This window comes from Filibacter tadaridae (genome assembly GCF_900609045.1).
Taxonomy (GTDB): domain Bacteria; phylum Bacillota; class Bacilli; order Bacillales_A; family Planococcaceae; genus Sporosarcina; species Sporosarcina tadaridae.
On sequence record NZ_UXAV01000042.1, the window covers coordinates 402418 to 421035 of the forward strand.

Genomic DNA, 18618 nt, shown 5'->3' on the forward strand with positions numbered 1-18618 from the left:
ATTCGCCTCCTTATCTGTTGCGTGGAAACATCTTTTCAGGCTTCATAAGACCAGGCTTGGTAGGGTGCCTCCTGTATATGGCAATCGCTTTATCTTCTTTTACGAAAACAATCGGTTGTCCGTCTTCTAGTAGTGGATGTTCCGGTAATACTTGTCCGTTCAGCACTTTATCATACATATCATCTTCAATTTCTACTGATATGAAATTAGTCAGCGCATCTTCCATTGGACGCATAATTGTCGAGATTCGTCCCTCTTCTTGTAGTTCCCTTACTTCGTCAAGTGTTCGACAGTCGGGCTGCTTGTATGTTCCTGAAGCTGTTCGAATGAGTGCCGCCATATGGGCTGGATACCCGAGCAACTCCCCGATTTGTACAGCGAGTGTCCGGATATACGTACCTTTACCACATGCAATTCGGATGCGAAACGTAATTTCTTCCCCTTCATACAGCTCTGCTGAATCTAACAATTCAAGTTCATGGATACTGACTGTTCGACTCGGACGTTCGACTTCAATTCCTTTTCTCGCATACTCATACAGTTTACGTCCATTTACTTTAACAGCCGAATACATAGGGGGTATTTGCTTAATATCCCCCGTAAGTTGCTGCAATACTTGTTCAAGTTGAGCGCGGGAAAACTTCTTTTCACTTAAATCTGAAGCAACCACTTCACCATCAGCATCTTCTGTTTCAGTCGATTTTCCAATCGAAACAACTGCAACATATTCTTTTCCAGAATCTGTTACATATTCCGCCACTTTCGTTGCTTGTCCGATACAGATGGGCAACACACCTTCAACATTCGGGTCAAGTGTACCAGTATGTCCCACTTTTTTTGTTCCAAGAATCTTCCTCAATTTGAATACACAGTCGTGTGAGGTCATCCCTTTTTCTTTCCATAACGGAAGTATGCCATTCATGTAATAACCCCTTTTCAAGGCGATAGAAAACCGATCTATGTAAAGGGAGGAAGCCGGAAAGTCCTTCTGGACACCGACTTCCTCCGTTTTTCATGCATTTTACTCTTCGTCTTTTACTTGTTTAAGGAGCGATTCGATACGAGTACCGTATGCAACCGATTCATCAAAGGTAAATTCGATTTCCGGTGTCTTCCGGAGTTTAATCCGTTGACCAATTTCAGTTCGGATAAAACCTTTTGCTTTCATCAAGCCCTTTAGTGAATCTTCCTTTTCCGAGTCTTTACCAAGAACAGAGATGTAAATTGTTGCCTGTTGAAGGTCACCGGTCACTTCAACATCAGTCACAGTGACAAACCCTATTCTCGGATCTTTCACCTTGTTTCTGATGATATCGCCCAGTTCCTTCTTCATCTGTTCTGCAACACGGTTAGCACGCATTGTCATGGATGGTCACCCCGATTCTGTTTCAATAATAGTCGAGCATTAGGTTGGCCATTTCCCATTCCGGATTTGACTCTAGAAGGCGAATTGCTCGCCGCACTTCACGCTCAGCCGCATCTTTCGATGAAGCGGTAGCAACGAGCGCAATAGTCGTCCGTTGCCATAGATTCTGATGGTCAATTTCTGCAATAGAGACATTATAGGAATTCTTCACCCTGTCCGTCATCCGTTTTAGAACAGACCGCTTCTGTTTTAAAGAAGCCGCTTCCGGAATGAAGAACGAGCATTCCGCATAGACGATCATACGCGTTTAATTTCTTCCATCACGTAAGCTTCAATGATGTCGCCTTCTTTAATATCGTCAAAGTTTTTAATCGTGATACCACATTCATAGCCTTTTGCAACTTCTTTTGCATCGTCTTTGAAGCGTTTCAACGTATCCAGTTCACCTTCGAAGACAACGATATTGTCGCGCAGGATACGTACGCTGGAATCACGGGTAATTTTACCGTCTGTTACATAGCTTCCCGCAATCGTACCAACTTTAGACACTTTAAACGTTTCTCGTACTTCAACTTGGCCAATGACTTTTTCCTCGAACTCAGGATCAAGCATTCCCTTCATCGCGAATTCGATTTCTTCGATTACTTTATAGATGACGCGATGTAATCTAATATCAACGCCTTCTTGATCTGCAGCACGTTTTGCATTGACGTCAGGACGAACGTTAAATCCAATAACAATTGCATTTGATGCAGCTGCAAGTGAGATATCCGACTCATTAATCGCACCGGCACCTGTATGGATGATTTTCACGTTGACGCCCTCTACTTCGATTTTCATCAGTGAGGCTGCCATTGCTTCAACCGTTCCTTGTACGTCTGCTTTGACGATTAGGTTCAATTCTTTCATTTCGCCTTGTTTCATCTGATCAAATAAGTTATCAAGTGTCACACGTGTTTTTTCAACACGGTGTTCCTGAAGTGCTTCTCCCGCTCTCGATTCACCAATTTGACGTGCAGTTTTCTCATCTTCGAAGACTACGAAGCGATCACCAGCTTGTGGCACATCACTTAAACCAGTGATTTCAACAGGTGTAGAAGGGCCCGCTTCTTTAACGCGGCGTCCAATATCGCTTACCATTGCACGAACTTTACCATACGTGTTTCCGACAACTATCGGATCCCCAATATGAAGCGTTCCGTCTTGAACGAGTAGCGTTGCAACTGAGCCACGACCACGGTCCAATTTCGCTTCAATTACCGTTCCTCGTGCACGAATGTCCGGATTTGCTTTCAATTCTCCAACTTCAGCAACAAGTAGTACCATTTCTATTAGCTGCTCAATTCCATCTCCTGTAAGAGCGGAAATCGGCACGAAAATAGTGTCGCCACCCCATGCTTCAGATACGAGACCATGCTCTGTCAATTCCTGCATAACTCGATCCGGATTAGCGGATGGTTTATCCATTTTGTTCACTGCAACGATAATTGGAACTTCTGCTGCTTTAGCGTGATTAATGGCTTCGACAGTTTGTGGCATGACGCCATCGTCAGCTGCAACAACAAGTATAGTAATATCCGTCACTTTTGCGCCACGTGCACGCATCGTTGTGAAAGCTGCGTGACCTGGTGTATCCAAGAACGTAATTTTTTTACCATTGTCATTTATTTGATAGGCACCGATATGCTGAGTGATACCACCCGCTTCGCCTTGTGTAACTTTTGTATTTCGAATGGAGTCTAGAAGAGTCGTTTTACCATGATCGACGTGACCCATGATTGTAACTACAGGCGGGCGTTCTGTTTGTCCTTCTTCCGCTACCGCTTCTTCTGGTTCTTCAAAGTAAATTTCAAGATCAGTCACATCAATACGGATTTCTTCTTCTACTTCAACTCCGTAATCTGTACAAATCAGCTCAATTGCATCTTTGTCCAATTCCTGATTGATTGTCGCCATGACACCAAGCATGAATAGCTTTTTAATAATCTCAGACGGTTCGCGTCCTAGTTTCTGTGCAAGTTCGCCAACAGAAAGTGATTCGTAAAAAGTGATTTTCTCCGGAAGTGGTTGTTCCACTTTCGGTTGTGGAGCTGGACGGTATCTTCTTCTACCTTGGTTTATGCCCCGTGCCGGTGGACGTCCACCACGACCGCCTGAGCGATTCGGACCGCCGGAAGCAGGACGACCGCCACTTGCAGGTCGGTTTTGACCGCCTGTTACGGGACGGTTTTGGCTGCCCGTTGCAGGACGGCTTTGACCGCCTGTTGTTGCGGGACGGCTTTGGCTGCTGTTTGCAGGTCGGTTTTGACCACTATTTGCGGGACGGTTTTGGCTGCCGTTTGCAGGGCGGTTTTGACCACTATTTGCGGGACGGTTTTGGCCGCCGTTTGCAGGGCGGTTTTGACCACTATTTGCGGGACGGCTTGAGCCGCCCGTTGTTGTTGTTGTATTTTTCGAATTTGGTCTTGACTGGTTCGATTTCTGGCCAGCAGTATTACCTGCCGGACGTGCGGTTTTCGATGCTTCTTTTTTATCCATAGTTTTCACGTCCGCTTTCGGTGCCTGTTGCACAGTTTTGTTTTTTGTGAATTTCTTATCTAAGCTTGAAACTGCTTCTTTGTCTAATGTCGACATATGATTTGTCACAGTAACATTTATTTTCCCAAGCTCTTCAATGACTTCTCTACTTGTCCGATTCACTTGTTTGGCGTATTCGTGTACCCGTATTTTCGTCATTAGCCCACCCCCGATTGTATTCGTTGAGTAGCCCGGACAATTTACCGGCAAAACCGGCATCCGTTACCGCGAGTACAACCCGCGACTCTTTTCCGATTGCATGCCCAAGATCTTCTCGACTCCCAAAGACATGCTTCTCAACGTTGTAAGAATTACTTTTATCAGTCAGTTTTTTCATCGTATTTTTAGACGCATCCTCGGATATGATCACTAGATGCGCGTTACCAGAACGAATTTCCCGAACGACCAACTCTTCACCCGTTATAAGCAATCTTGCACGCGCAGCCATACCAAGCATTTGAAAAATACGTTTTGAATCTGTCATTTCAAAGCCTCCCGGCGGATTGCATGAAGAAGATCGTCATATACCTGATCAGGTATGGCCGTTCCAAGCTGACCTTCGATCGACCTGTTACGACGAGCGGTTTCGACTGCTTCTTCGGATTTCGACACATATGTCCCCCGGCCTGATTTCTTGCCTGTGAGATCGACTGAGACGTCCCCTTCTTTCGGACGAACAATCCGGATCATTTCTTTTTTCGGGAACATCCCGCCGGTTGCCGCGCATTTACGTAAAGGTATTTTTTTCGTGTTAGCCATGTGCGTTCATCCTTCCTAATCAGTCTTCTGCGTCCATGTACAAGTCAATCGGTTCAATAATTTCTTTTTCTGTAGATAGCTCTTCATCGAAATAAGGATCTTCACTGCTGTTTTCAATAGCTTCCTGATCTTGATGTTCAGGCGGATAAATACCCAATTCACGGGCATCTGTTTCACTCTTAATGTCAATTTTCCAACCTGTTAATTTCGCTGCAAGTCTTGCATTTTGTCCACGTTTCCCAATTGCAAGAGATAACTGGTAATCCGGTACGACAACTGTCGTGGATCTTTCCTCTTCCTTCACTTGTACATCAAGCACTTTTGAAGGGCTGAGCGCATTCGCAACGAAAATGACTGGGTCTTCATCCCATTCAACAATATCGATTTTTTCACCACTCAACTCGTTTGAGATAGATTGGACACGTGCTCCTCTTCCACCTACACATGAACCGACTGGATCAACTTCCTCGTTATTGGAATGAACCGAAATTTTCGAGCGATCTCCCGCTTCTCTTGCAATTGACTTAATTTCAACAGTTCCATCAAATATTTCCGGCACTTCTAGTTCAAACAATCTACGAAGTAGTCCGGGATGTGTTCTTGAAACAAAAACTTGTGGTCCACGAGACGTTTTTTCGACTTTTGTAATATACACTTTTATGCGATCGTGGGGTTTAAACGATTCTGTTGGTATCTGTTCACCAATTGGCAAGACCGCTTCCACTTTTCCAAGACCGACGTATAAATTCCGCGCATCGAGCCGTTCGATAATGCCGTTAACAATATCATCTTCCCGGTCCACATATTCTTCGTAAATCAAACCACGTTCAGCTTCACGTACACGCTGTGTTACGACCTGTTTTGCAGTTTGTGCTGCAATACGGCCGAAGTCCCGAGGCGTCACTTCTTCCTCGACTATATCTTCCAACTCGTATGCAGGGTTGATTTTCTGTGCATCTTCAAGCGAAATTTGTAGCCGTGTATCTTCTGTTTCTTCCACGACGTCTTTTCGGGAATAGACTTTCATCGTCCCTTTGTCCAAATTCAGGTCGACTCGCACATTTTGCGCCTGGTTAAAGTTCCGTTTATAAGCTGTTACAAGTGCTGCTTCAATCGCGTCCACTATTACGTCTCTTGAAATGCCTTTTTGCTTTTCAAGTGCAACTAGTGCATCGAGTAGCTCACTACTCATTTAAATCACTCCTATATTCAATTATGCGGAAAAATCGATTGCCAAACGGGCCAACGCAATTTTTTCCTTGTCAATCAATACAACTACTTTTCTCGTCTTAATACGTATTTCAACTTCTGCGGTGTCTGCATTGGATGCGAGTAAGTAGCCTTCGAATTCCTTCATGCCATCAATAGGTTCATACGTTTTAATAAATACAAATTGCCCGATGGCTTTCTGAAAGTCTTCTTCTTTTTTCAGCGGACGCTCAGCACCAGGTGACGACACTTCTAAAAAATAGTTTTGTGAAATTGGGTCGGTGCGGTCAAGTTCTTCACTTAATCGTTCACTCACTTGAGCACATTGATCAATATCAATCAGCCCTTCAGAGTTATCAATATAAACTCTTAAAAACCAGTCTTTTCCTTCTTTTACAAATTCGATATCAACAAGCTCCAGTTCCAAGTCATTTACAATCGGACTGACGAGGTTTTCGACTTCATCCGTAATTTTACTCATCTTAACCCTCCCGAAATCTCAGTAAAGTACAGAACAACAGAAAAGAGCGGGAGAACCCACTCTTTTTGCGCAAGACTATTACAAAAGTTGTTCCTAGCATACCATAACCAAAAAGTAGTTGCAAATAATCAACTAAAAGAGGGACAACTGGTTTGCGTCAGGCATTCCTTCCAGGCATCCTAGTGTATCCATGTACTCGACAACGGTCTTTGAAACACGTCCTCGTTGCTGGAAATCCTCTTTTGAAAGGAACTCACCATCTTTTCTTGCTTCAACCACTGACTTTGCAACGTTTGTCCCAAGAGACGGGATGGCGTTAAACGGCGGAATTAGCGTATTGCCTTCGATAAGAAATACGGAAGCATCCGATTTGTAAAGATCCGGTTTCGCAAATGAAAACCCGCGTTCACACATTTCAAGTGCAATTTCTAACACTGTCAGCAAGCTTTTCTCTTTTGGCAGTGCATCCAATCCTTTTGCATTGATTTCTTTTATTTGTGCACGGATGGAAGCTGATCCATTTGTCATTGAGACTAGATCGTAATCCGTTGCCCGCACGGAAAAATACGTTGCATAATACAAAATTGGATGATGTACTTTGAAATACGCAATCCGAAGCGCCATCAGAACGTACGCTGCCGCGTGCGCTTTCGGGAACATATATTTTATCTTTTTACATGATTCGATGTACCAATTCGGCACACCTTGTGTTTTCATTTCTGTTTCGAATTCGGACGTGAGCCCTTTCCCTTTTCGGACGGATTCCATAATTTTGAACGCTATTGAAGGGTCTAGACCTTGGTAGATTAGATACACCATTATATCGTCACGACAACCAATTACGTCAGACAGTTCACAGGTTTTATTCTGAATCAATTCCTGGGCATTCCCTAGCCATACATCTGTTCCATGGGACAATCCAGAAATCTGAATCAGCTCTGAAAACGTAGATGGTTTTGTTTCTTCTAGCATCTGTCGAACAAAACGTGTTCCGAATTCAGGGACACCAAGCGTCCCTGTTTTACAGCCGATTTGTTCTTCCGTCACGCCAAGTGAGCTCGTTCCGCTGAAGAGTTGCATAACACCCTCATCGTCGGGCGGAATCGTTATAGGATCAATTCCCGAAAGGTCTTGCAACATTTTAATCATCGTTGGATCATCATGCCCAAGAATATCAAGTTTCAATAAATTGTTATCAATGGAATGGAAGTCAAAATGAGTAGTTTTCCAACTGGAATTCAGATCGTCTGCGGGAAATTGAACCGGTGTAAAATCAAAAATATCCATATTGTCGGGAACTACAATAATTCCGCCTGGATGCTGCCCGGTATTGCGTTTAACACCTGAACAGCCCTGTACGAGCCGATCAATTTCCGCACCACGAAGGTTCAATCCATTATCATTCATATACCCGCGTACATAACCGTAAGCGGTCTTTTCCGCCACTGTACCGATTGTACCAGCTCGATAGACAAAGTCCTCCCCGAACAGGTCTTTCGTATAATTATGTGCATGCGCCTGGTATTCACCACTGAAATTCAAATCGATATCTGGCACTTTATCGCCTTTAAAACCAAGAAAAGTTTCGAATGGTATATCCTGGCCATCCTTTTTGAAGTTTGTGCCGCAAGAAGGACATTCCTTGTCGGGTAAATCGTAGCCTGAACCGACTGAGCCGTCTGTGAAGAATTCAGCCGTCTTACAAGATGGGCAAATATAATGCGGTGGCAACGGATTCACTTCGGTGATTTCCATCATTGTCGCGACTAACGACGACCCTACCGACCCCCGCGAACCCACTAAATAGCCGTCATCGAGGGACCTTTTCACAAGTTTATGTGAAATGAGGTATATAACTGCAAAGCCATGGCCGATAATCGACTTCAATTCTTTTTCGATTCGGGCCTCTATCAGTTCTGGTAGTTCGTTCCCGTAAATGGCATGGGCCATAGAGTATGTCAATTCACGCACTTCCATATCGGCGCCCTCGATTGTTGGTGTATAAAGATCATCTTTAATCACTTTCACGTCGTCAATACGGTCCATAATGGCCCGAGGATTATCGATTACGATTTCTTCTGCAACCTGTTCACCTAGGAATGAAAACTCTTTAAGCATTTCGTCCGTCGTCCTGAAATGGACATCAGGTAGTGAATGCCTGTTCATTGGATTGGCTCCTCCTTGTGAACGAACAAGTACTTCACGGAATTTCGAATCCGTCTCATCGATATAATGAACATTTCCAGTTGCACAAACAGGCAAATTCATTTTTTTCCCGAGCTTAATCATTTTTCGCATGATGTCTTCCATATTCCATTCATCCCGAATCAATTCAAGCTCAACAAGATGTGAATAGACTGGTTTTGGGTGTAATTCAAGGTAATCGTAAAACTTCGCGATTTCTTCGACTTCTTCCATCGATTTTTGCATCAATCCGTTGAATACTTCCCCCTTATCACAACCTGAACCGACGAGAATCCCTTTACGGTGTTTAACAAGCAGCGAACGAGGAATACGTGGAACTCGGTAAAAGTAGTTCATATGCGAATAGGAAACAAGCTTGAATAAGTTTTTCAACCCTTCATCACTCGTTACAAGCAACGTGCAATGCAGAGGACGCGACCGCTTGTAAGCATCCCCTTCACCAATATGACGATTGAAGTCATCCAAGTAAATGATCTCTTTACCTTCCGCTTCTTTCATCAGCCGTAAAAATAAATAGGCTGTTGCCTCAGTATCGTAAATAGCCCGGTGATGTTGAGTCAATTCAATACCGAATTTCTTCGTTAACGTATTAAGTCTGTGATTTCCCATTTCGGGATACAGAAAACGTGCCAACTCAAGTGTATCAATTGTTGGATAAGCAACGGCTGGTAGACCCGCTTTTTTACTCGACTCATAAAGGAAGCCCATATCGAACTTGGCATTGTGGGCGATTAGGATGGAATCCCCGATAAATTCGCGGAAGTCTTCCACTACTTGTGAAACGTCCGGTGCATCTTTCACCATATCATCTGTTATTCCGGTTAACTGGGTGGTTGTTGATGAAAGTGGATGATGGGGATTGGCGAATCGTTCAAACCTTTCGACTATCTCACCGTCTTTTAACCTTACTGCGGCTAATTCGATGATTGTGTCATAGACGGCTGAAAGACCTGTTGTTTCTACGTCAAAGACAACATATGTAGACTCATCCAGTTTCCGGTGGTCTTCATCGTATACAATCGGTACACCGTCATCGACTAGATTTGCCTCCAACCCGAAAAGTACTTTAATACCGTGCTTTTTTCCAGCGGCAAAAGCTTCCGGAAATGACTGGACGTTAGCGTGATCTGTAATCGCGAAGGCAGGGTGTCCCCATTTCGCCGCTTGTTCTACTAAAGACGCTGCAGAGACGACGCCGTCCATCTGGCTCATTGCCGTATGTGCGTGCAATTCGACTCGCTTCCGATCTTCAGGTGCAGTGTCCTTCCGGATTATAGGCGTGATTTCCATAATATCTTGCGCCATCATAATAAGGTCTCGAACGAAAGTATCGTTCTGAATCCCTCCGCGTGCACGAATCCAAGCGCCCTTTTTCAATGTCTTCATCATTTCAGCATCTTCATTATCACGTGAGAACATTTTCACAAGGATTGAATCTGTGTAGTCCGTTACTTTGATTGTAAGTAATGACCGGCCACTTCGAAGTTCTCTTATATCTGTATCAAATACATAACCTTCTATTGTCACGCGACGTTCCTCGTCCTGAATATGATGAATTTCCAAAATTGATTCATCCTGCTTGATGGGAGTACCAAGTCGGAAAGGGCCAGAAATGTTGCCGTTTTCTTTCTTGTTTGTCTCTCGTTGTTTCATATCCTCAAGTGCTTTTTTGCCTAATTGATCTTCTTCCGCTTTTCGTTGCGTAAGAAATGCGACTCTATCTTCTTCTGCACTGTTATCTTCTTCTGTCTTTTTAAATTCAACAGAAGGCCTAGCAAAACCGAAAGTCGTATAAACGTCTGCAATCAGTTCACCATATTTGGCTTTCATCGTTTGCAGTTCTATGTCATTCGTACATAATAATGTCATTCTACCGCCTGTCATGACAGGGGTTTGGCCCATGAGCCGCTGTCTGATCGGCGGTGACATCTCACTCATCTCTTGCATAACAAAAGACCAGTAATCAATCATCAACTGACCATCCACTTCTTCCGCTGTGCTTGTAATTTGTAATCGTACGGTTGCAATTGCTTTAAAAGCTTCATGTAAACGCTGGGAAAAAACAGTATATACAGCTACCGGTAGCGGTTCTTTTACCGTTAAGTTAAATTGCCAAATTCGAGATTTGCGATGAATATTTACTCGATCCAGTTCAGCTTGTTCAAAATGGATGACGAATTGATCATCTGTCATGCCGATTTGTTGCAATAACAGATGGAGTTTATTTGTAGCGTCCATAAAATTCTCCTTTCCTAAAAGCGGCGAAAAAGAAGGGAAGTACCGAGTTACGGTCTTCCCTACATTCTCTTTATCCCGCATTAACGGGCAGTAAGACCCCCACTACAAATCTTGAAGAAAATCAGAAATAGTTGGGGGATCAACTGCCCGTAAAAGCCCGAATGGCTCGGGCCAACAGGATGTTGGTTACTTAGGCATTGCCACAGGACGTGTCGTTCTTAGCCTAAGTTCCTTGAACAATCAGTGGAGGAAGGCCCACCACTGATTGAAGTTTCGCTTTATTCCGCTCCGAAAAACGCTTGTAACTTTTCAGTAATTTCTTCTCTTTGCCAATCAACTGTTTCACCAGTTTGTCTAAATTTCACTTCGACGATACCTTCAGTCGCTTTCTTTCCAACCGTTATTCGCATAGGCAAACCGATGAGGTCTGAATCGGCGAATTTAACACCTGCACGTTCAGGACGATCATCATAAAGTACCTCATAACGATAAGATTTCAAGAGCTTGTGTAATTCGTCTGCCAATTCTTTCTGAATTTCGTCTTTTACGTTAACTGCAACTAGATGTACTTGGTATGGAGCGAGTTTTTTCGGCCATTTCAAGCCAGACTCGTCATTGAATTGTTCTGCAACCGCAGCCAAAATCCGAGAAACGCCAATTCCGTAACAGCCCATGATGAAAGGTTTTGCTCTTCCGTTTTCATCGAGGTATGTTGCATCCATTTTAGCGCTGTATGTAGTGCCCAATTTAAATATATGACCTACTTCAATCCCTTTTGCAAATTTGATTGTTCCATTGCCATCAGGTGATGTATCTCCTTCTAGCGTGAATCGCAAATCTTCATAGCGATCGACTGCGAAATCGCGTTCAGGATTGACATTCATCAAATGGAATCCTTCCTCATTTGCCCCGCATACACCGTTCACAATTGAAGCAATGGCTTTATCAGCAATAACTTTCAATTCGAGGGGCAGTTTAATAGGACCTAGTGAACCGACCTCACATGAAAGTAGTTTTTTCACTTCGACTTCATCTGCAAGTTCGACTACTTCTGCACCAAGAACATTTTTCAACTTGATATCGTTAATGTCATGGTCCCCACGACCGAGGACTACAACAAATGCATCATCCGCTTTAAAGACAAGTGTTTTAATACAACGGTTTGCCTCAACCCCGAGGAATGTAACTAGGTCAGAAATCGCCCGCACTTCTGGCGTGGATACCTTTTCCATTTCCTTCAAACGTTCATCCGATTTATCATAGTCCATATTTACTTCAGCCATTTCAAGATTAGCTGCATATGATGAGTTGTCACTATAAGCGATTGTGTCTTCACCAATGTCGGATAACGCCATGAATTCATGCGTGCCTGTACCACCGATTGAACCTCCATCGGCAATGACTGCACGGAAATTAAGTCCAAGACGTGTGAAGATGTTCGTGTACGCTTGCATCATGTCTTGATAGGTCACATCCAGACTTTCTTCTGAAGCGTGGAATGAATACGCATCTTTCATAATGAATTCGCGTCCTCGCAGTAGACCAAAACGTGGACGCTGTTCATCTCTGAACTTTGTTTGAATCTGGAACATTGTTAAAGGAAGCTTCTTATATGATTTCACTTCATCACGTACAAGTGAAGTGATGACTTCTTCGTGAGTTGCACCAAGTGCGAATTCTCTGTTATGACGATCCTTCATCCGGAATAATTCCGGGCCATATGAATACCATCTACCCGTTTCTTGCCATAGCTCAGCTTGTTGAAGTGCAGGCATGAAAACTTCGACTGCGTCAATCGCTTCCATTTCTTCACGGATAACTGTTTCAATTTTTTGGAGTACTTTTTTCCCTAGGGGCAGGAAAGAATAAATGCCGCTTGTATTTTGTCGGATATAGCCAGCGCGTAAAAGTAACTGATGGGATTTTATATCCGCATCAGATGGAACTTCACGCATTGTTGGTATAAATGTCTTGGTTTGTTTCATATGTGTTCCCACCTCAAGTAGAGTTTGTTAATCTAGCACTTCCGCTTTTCGTTGGCTAGCTTCAGTGCCTAGGTGCTCGGGTCATAAGCCATCCAGGCTTGCAGCACAGTACGCTGCATTCCTGGCCGTCTTATGCCTGTCGCACCTGGACAGGCACTTCCGCTTTTCCTTTATCCGCCGGAGGCTTTAACTTCATTCAGCCGGGTGTTTAACCCCGGCTGAATGAAGTTAAAAGAAAAATCGTTGGATGTCATTCCAGGTGACTACGAGCATTAAGACCATCAGAAGCATGATACCTACAAAATGGACCATACCTTCTTTTTGCTTATCAATTGGTTTTCCACGGACGCCTTCGAATAGGAAGAATAATAACCGTCCACCATCAAGTGCAGGCAATGGCAATAAATTCATGATACCAAGGTTAATACTTAAAATCGCAGCCCAGTTCATGAGATTATAGATGCCATATTGTGCAACTTCTTCGGTTGCTTTATAAATACCGACTGGCCCTGAAAGTGCATCTATCGTGAATTTACCTGTGACAAGCATGCCGAGCAATTCGAATATTTTCTTGAACCAGAATATAGTTTGTTCGGCACCATATACAACGGCCTTCAACGGACCTTTTTCAACTGGACTTGAATAACGGACACCGATTTGACCAAATTCTCTTCCGTCTTGTTTAATTGTTGCTGGTTTAATGACCATGGATACGGATTCACCGTTACGGTCCACTTTAAACTGAAGAGGAATGCCAGGGCTATCCTGAATAACTTCAGAAAACTCCGTCCACGTCGTTACAGGCTTTCCATTTACTTCTTTAATATAATCCCCTTTTTTCATACCCGCTACTTGAGCGGGCGTTCCACTATCCACTGATGAAATGATTGGTTCGTTTGTGGGTACCCCCTGAAGGAGACCAATTGCAAGGAAAATGAAAAATGCAAGGATGAAGTTAAAGAAAGGGCCTGCAAAAATAGTCATTGCCCTGCTGCCAAGCGGTTTGGATTCAAACTGTCTGTCATACGGAGCAATTAATGTTTCTTGCCCCTTTTCTACGACAACTGTTTTCCGGGATACATCATATCTAACATGTTGCCCCTCGTCATCGTACCCTTCGATAAATAACTCTTTTTCCAAATCCGCCTCTTCCGTCTCCAAAAACAGCACATCCGGATTAGAAACATTACGGTTCAAATAAATTTTTTCCACTTTACCTGTTTTCCCGATGACAAGACCTACACGATGACCGGGTTGAATTTCGACTGTATCAAAATCTTCTCCCGCCATTCGCACATAACCACCAAGTGGCAGTAGACGAATTGTATAAATTGTTTCTCCCTTAGTAATTCCGATAATTTTCGGTCCGAAACCAATTGCAAATTCACGAACCATAATCCCGGCTCTTTTCGCCAACAAGAAATGTCCTAGTTCATGAAAAAAAACGAGAGAACCGAAAATAATGACAAACGCTAGTACGTTCTCCATGAAAAACCGCCTTCACTGGCCACTTCGGCCTTTTCTAAATAATTAATTCTACCATAGCATACACCATTTTCCGAGTCAGTGAATCCGTTTCCAATATCGTTTGAAGATCAGGATGGGCAATCGTTTGATGGGCATCCATAATTCGCTCAATCATCTCTTCTATGCGAATGAAAGGAATAGTCCCTTTTAAAAAGAGTCCAACAGCTATTTCGTTAGCCGCATTCATCGCAGTAGGCATCGTACCGCCTTCTTTTCCAGCAGAATATGCTAGTGCTAGTGCTTTGAAACGCACAAAATCCATTTTCTCGAAATGCAACTGACCGATTTCTTCTAATCGTAGTGGTTTTGCATTTTGCATCTGAATTCGATCTGGATACGTCAATGCATATTGAATCGGTACACGCATGTCAGGTGATCCAAGTTGAGCCATGACACTTGTATCTTCGAATTCAACCATTGAGTGGATGATGCTCTCTTTATGAAGCAAAACATCAATCTTGTCATAAGGCATATCGAAGAGGTGATGCGCTTCAATCACTTCAAGTCCTTTATTCATCATCGTCGCTGAATCGATTGTCAATTTGTTACCCATTGACCAGTTTGGATGGGCAAGGGCTTGTTCTACTGTTACACGTGTGAGGTCTTCACGGGTCAGCTCTCTGAAACTTCCCCCTGAAGCGGTCAAAATCAGCCTGTTAACACGTTTTACATTCTCACCATTCAGTGCCTGGAAGAGTGCAGAGTGTTCGCTGTCAACCGGTAAAATGGGTACGTTATGCTTTCTCGCTTCCGCCATAACAATATCTCCCGCTGCAACAAGTGTCTCTTTGTTGGCGATTGCAATCGTTTTCCCAACACGAATCGCTTCCATTGTAGGTGTCAGACCAACACTGCCAATTACCGCATTTACGAGTACATCCGAATTCGTGTGAGCTGCAACTTCAAGAAGACCTTCATCACCATGAACAAATTGAATAGAAGGAAATTCTGTTTTAAGCGACTGCGCATCTTCTCGTCTCATCACTGACACAACACGTGGCTGATGAACAGAAGCAATTTCCCTCACCTTATTGATATTCATACCAGCGGAAAAAGATTCGAGCTCAAACTTTTCCGGGTTTGAATGAATAATATCGATTGTTTGTCTACCGATGGAACCAGTTGCTCCAAGTAAACTTATTTTCTTTCTCATATGGACTTCCTTTCGGGGATAGGAAAAAAAGTGATTGGAAAACGGATTCGACATTGTTTGGCCGTGTGCTCCATTTAACTTTAGCTTTTTAAACGAATCCCCTCTTTATTATGAAATAAAATGCAGAAAATGAAGAAGTGGCAACACGAAAATAAGACTATCAAACCGATCCAGAATTCCACCATGACCCGGTAGAAGTTTACCTGAATCCTTGACATCGTAATTCCTTTTTAGTGCCGATTCGACAAGGTCGCCAAGTTGGCCGACGATTGACGCTATGACTGTTACGAAGATAAGAATCGGAAAAGACGAAGCAATGGGGATAAAGTATTGAAATACGCTGGCAAAAACGATGGCTGATAGGATGCCACCTGCAAATCCCTCGATTGTCTTATTCGGTGAAATTTCAGGCCAAAGTTTGCGTTTCCCAATTTTTCTACCCGTAAAATAGGCACCGGAATCCGTTGTCCAGACAACTAGTAGTGCATATACAACATATTCAATCCCATAGGTACCATGCATTCTTGTCTCAATTAAATAATAAAAACCGATTCCTACGTACATCACACCAAGAATAGAAAATGCTGCATGGTCAAAGGTGAACCTGTTTTTAACGATTACTGTATAGATTAATAAAATGAGTACAATGATAAATACCATTTCCATTTTCGTATAACCAATAGTTTCGAAAACAAAGTGTCCCAATTTTACAGGCATTAGTAACACAACAAGTGCTAACCATGTAATAATTCCTTCGACTGAGAAAAAGTCCATATCCCTCATCCGTAAGAGTTCATAAAGACCAACCGTTGCAATTGCATAAATGGCAACAATGAAGGGAATCCCTCCAACAATAACGAGTGGTATAAATAAAGCGGCAGCAACGACAGCCGTTATGATTCTCTGCTTCACGCGTCCCCTTCTCCTTCCACACTCCCGAATCTTCTTTTGCGTAATTGAAATTCTTCAATCGCATCTAACAAGCATTTTTCATCGAAGTCCGGCCATAATACATCTAAGAATGAGAACTCGGCATATGCGAGTTGCCAAAGCATGAAGTTGGATAATCTCACTTCTCCGCTCGTCCGTATCAAAAGATCCGGCTCCGGTAAATGAGCAGTCATCAAATGGGTTGCGAAAAGTGATTCATCAATTTCCTCAATCTTTAACGATCCATCCGCTACAAGTGCTGCAATTTTCTTAGTCGTTTCAACCAATTCTAATCTACTTCCATAATTCATAGCAAAATTTAATGTCATACCAGTATTACTTTCAGTTTCATCCATCGCTTTACGAATTGCACGTTTTGTATGATCTGGCAACATATCGAAGTTTCCAATCATTTCAACTTTCACGTTTTGTTCGATCAGTTCGGGAAGATAAGTACTTAGGAACTCGCCTGGGAGTTTCATAAGAAAGTCAATTTCCAGTTTCGGCCGTTTCCAGTTTTCTGTAGAGAAGGCGTATAACGTCAGTACCTTTACACCGAGATTACTTGCGATACGTGTTATTTTACGGACAGTTTTCATCCCTTCATGGTGGCCTGCAATTCTCGGCAAATTGCGCTGTTTTGCCCATCTACCATTACCGTCCATGATAATTGCCACATGCGCAGGGATATTCCTACTTTTCAAACTTTCTAATCGGTCTGACACAACAGAATCTGCTACCGTATTTTTCTTTCGCATGAGTTTTTCAAGCATTCGATTTCCTCCACTCGGCTACTTTTCAGAGCAAGTATATATCTATCGTACCAAAAAATCCGTCAGATTTCATTATAAAAAAAAAGGACGTCCTGAGATAAGGACGCCCCGGAATATAGAAAGTTCTTCTATCAGATTTCCATAATTTCATTTTCTTTATCTTTTGCAATTTCATCGACGTTTACAATTCTTGAATCAGTTAGCTTTTGGATTTCATCGACATATCTACGTAAATCATCTTCGGTGATATCTCCCGTTTTTTCGAGCTTCTTAAAATCATCATTCGCATCACGACGAACATTACGAATCCCAATTTTTGCTTCTTCAGCTTCTTTTTTCACTTGTTTAACGAGGTCTCTACGTCGATCTTCCGTCAAGATAGGAATTGCAAGACGAATGACATTTCCATCATTCGATGGCGTTATTCCGATATCGGATTTCATGATTGCCTTTTCAATGTCTGATAGTGTCGTTTTATCGTAAGGCTGTATAACGATAAGACGTGCCTCAGGAACTGATATTCCTGCCATCTGACTAAGTGGAGTCGGTGCACCGTAGTACTCAACGGAAATTCTGTCTAGTAAAGAAGCATTCGCACGTCCCGCGCGGATAGACGCAAGCTCTCTTGTATAGGCATTGATTGTTTTTTCCATTTTGTCTTTCGCTTGGTCCAATACTGTTTTCGGCATTATAAATTCCTCCTGACAACCGTCCCGATTGGCTCACCGAGTACGGCCCTTTTAATATTACCATTTTCCATAATCGAGAATACTACGAGAGGGATATCATTGTCCATACAAAGCGTTGAAGCTGTTGAATCCATAACTTCAAGTCCCTGGCTAATGACATCAATAAAGGAAAGCTCCGTGTATTTGATAGCATCCTTATCTTTCATCGGATCTGATGAATAGACGCCGTCCACGTTATTTTTTGCCATCAAGATGACGTCTGCTTCTATTTCTGCTGCACGAAGCGCTGCTGTTGTATCAGTGGAGAAGTAGGGATTCCCCGTTCCCGCTGCGAAAATAACGACCCTTTTCTTCTCAAGATGACGTATAGCTTTGCGACGTATGTAAGGTTCTGCAACTTGTCTCATTTCAATTGAGGATGACACACGTGTTTCAATTCCAAGTTTTTCAAGTGAATCCTGCAGTGCAAGAGAATTCATGACTGTTGCAAGCATACCCATATAATCTGCTGTCGCTCGGTCCATTCCCATTTCACTACCGACTTTACCACGCCAAATATTGCCTCCGCCAACGACAACGGCTACTTCGACATCTAATTGGACGACTTCTTTTACTTGTTCAGCTACGTTCTTAATAATCTCAGGTGATAGTCCGAATCCTTTTTCACCGGCCAATGCTTCACCGCTTAACTTCAAGACGATTCGTTTGTATTTTGGGTTGCTCATT

The 18618-nt window shown here is 43.0% G+C and carries 16 protein-coding genes; all 16 read right to left on the minus strand.

Going from position 1 to position 18618, the window contains the following annotated elements:
• Positions 1 to 10: 10 nt before the first annotated feature.
• Positions 11 to 922 carry a tRNA pseudouridine(55) synthase TruB gene (gene truB / locus FILTAD_RS11380; protein WP_124070881.1) on the minus strand — a complete coding sequence of 304 codons (912 nt, stop codon included), beginning with the start codon at positions 920 to 922 and terminating at the stop codon, positions 11 to 13.
• Between the two features lie 99 nt (positions 923 to 1021).
• The gene (gene rbfA, locus FILTAD_RS11385) at positions 1022 to 1366 is read right to left on the minus strand and encodes a 30S ribosome-binding factor RbfA (protein ID WP_124070882.1); all 345 of its coding nucleotides are present in this window, start codon (positions 1364 to 1366) and stop codon (positions 1022 to 1024) included.
• Positions 1367 to 1388: 22 nt separating this feature from the next.
• A complete protein-coding gene (locus tag FILTAD_RS11390) occupies positions 1389 to 1667 on the minus strand; it encodes a DUF503 domain-containing protein (RefSeq protein WP_124070883.1) in 279 nt (92 codons plus the stop codon).
• The gene (infB, locus tag FILTAD_RS11395; RefSeq protein WP_124070884.1) at positions 1664 to 4102 is read right to left on the minus strand and encodes a translation initiation factor IF-2; all 2439 of its coding nucleotides are present in this window, start codon (positions 4100 to 4102) and stop codon (positions 1664 to 1666) included. The genes FILTAD_RS11390 and infB overlap by 4 nt, the downstream gene beginning before the upstream one ends.
• Positions 4050 to 4427 (minus strand): YlxQ family RNA-binding protein, encoded by a 378-nt coding sequence (locus FILTAD_RS11400; RefSeq protein WP_124070885.1) that lies wholly within the window; start codon positions 4425 to 4427, stop codon positions 4050 to 4052. The genes infB and FILTAD_RS11400 overlap by 53 nt, the downstream gene beginning before the upstream one ends.
• Positions 4424 to 4702 carry an RNase P modulator RnpM gene (gene rnpM, locus FILTAD_RS11405; protein WP_124070886.1) on the minus strand — a complete coding sequence of 93 codons (279 nt, stop codon included), beginning with the start codon at positions 4700 to 4702 and terminating at the stop codon, positions 4424 to 4426. Before rnpM ends, FILTAD_RS11400 begins: the two co-directional genes overlap by 4 nt.
• A 19-nt stretch (positions 4703 to 4721) precedes the next feature.
• Positions 4722 to 5894, minus strand: coding sequence for a transcription termination factor NusA (gene nusA, locus FILTAD_RS11410; RefSeq protein ID WP_124070887.1), 1173 nt, complete (start codon positions 5892 to 5894; stop codon positions 4722 to 4724).
• A gap of 21 nt (positions 5895 to 5915) precedes the next feature.
• Complete coding sequence (rimP, locus tag FILTAD_RS11415; protein WP_124070888.1) at positions 5916 to 6392, minus strand: ribosome maturation factor RimP; 477 nt, start codon at positions 6390 to 6392, stop codon at positions 5916 to 5918.
• Between the two features lie 132 nt (positions 6393 to 6524).
• Complete coding sequence (locus FILTAD_RS11420) at positions 6525 to 10835, minus strand: PolC-type DNA polymerase III (RefSeq protein WP_124070889.1); 4311 nt, start codon at positions 10833 to 10835, stop codon at positions 6525 to 6527.
• A gap of 278 nt (positions 10836 to 11113) precedes the next feature.
• Positions 11114 to 12820, minus strand: coding sequence for a proline--tRNA ligase (locus tag FILTAD_RS11425; RefSeq protein ID WP_124070890.1), 1707 nt, complete (start codon positions 12818 to 12820; stop codon positions 11114 to 11116).
• Positions 12821 to 13048: 228 nt separating this feature from the next.
• On the minus strand, positions 13049 to 14308 hold the full coding sequence (gene rseP / locus FILTAD_RS11430; protein WP_124070891.1) for an RIP metalloprotease RseP: 1260 nt from the start codon (positions 14306 to 14308) through the stop codon (positions 13049 to 13051).
• 34 nt (positions 14309 to 14342) lie between these two features.
• Entirely contained in the window at positions 14343 to 15500 is a 1158-nt protein-coding gene (locus tag FILTAD_RS11435; RefSeq protein ID WP_124070892.1) for a 1-deoxy-D-xylulose-5-phosphate reductoisomerase, read from the minus strand.
• Between the two features lie 108 nt (positions 15501 to 15608).
• On the minus strand, positions 15609 to 16412 hold the full coding sequence (locus FILTAD_RS11440; RefSeq protein ID WP_124070893.1) for a phosphatidate cytidylyltransferase: 804 nt from the start codon (positions 16410 to 16412) through the stop codon (positions 15609 to 15611).
• Entirely contained in the window at positions 16409 to 17203 is a 795-nt protein-coding gene (uppS, locus tag FILTAD_RS11445) for an undecaprenyl pyrophosphate synthase (protein ID WP_124070894.1), read from the minus strand. Before uppS ends, FILTAD_RS11440 begins: the two co-directional genes overlap by 4 nt.
• Before the next feature lie 131 nt (positions 17204 to 17334).
• Complete coding sequence (frr, locus tag FILTAD_RS11450; RefSeq protein ID WP_124070895.1) at positions 17335 to 17892, minus strand: ribosome recycling factor; 558 nt, start codon at positions 17890 to 17892, stop codon at positions 17335 to 17337.
• A complete protein-coding gene (pyrH, locus tag FILTAD_RS11455) occupies positions 17892 to 18617 on the minus strand; it encodes a UMP kinase (RefSeq protein ID WP_124070896.1) in 726 nt (241 codons plus the stop codon). The genes frr and pyrH overlap by 1 nt, the downstream gene beginning before the upstream one ends.
• Between the last annotated feature and the right edge of the window lies 1 nt (position 18618).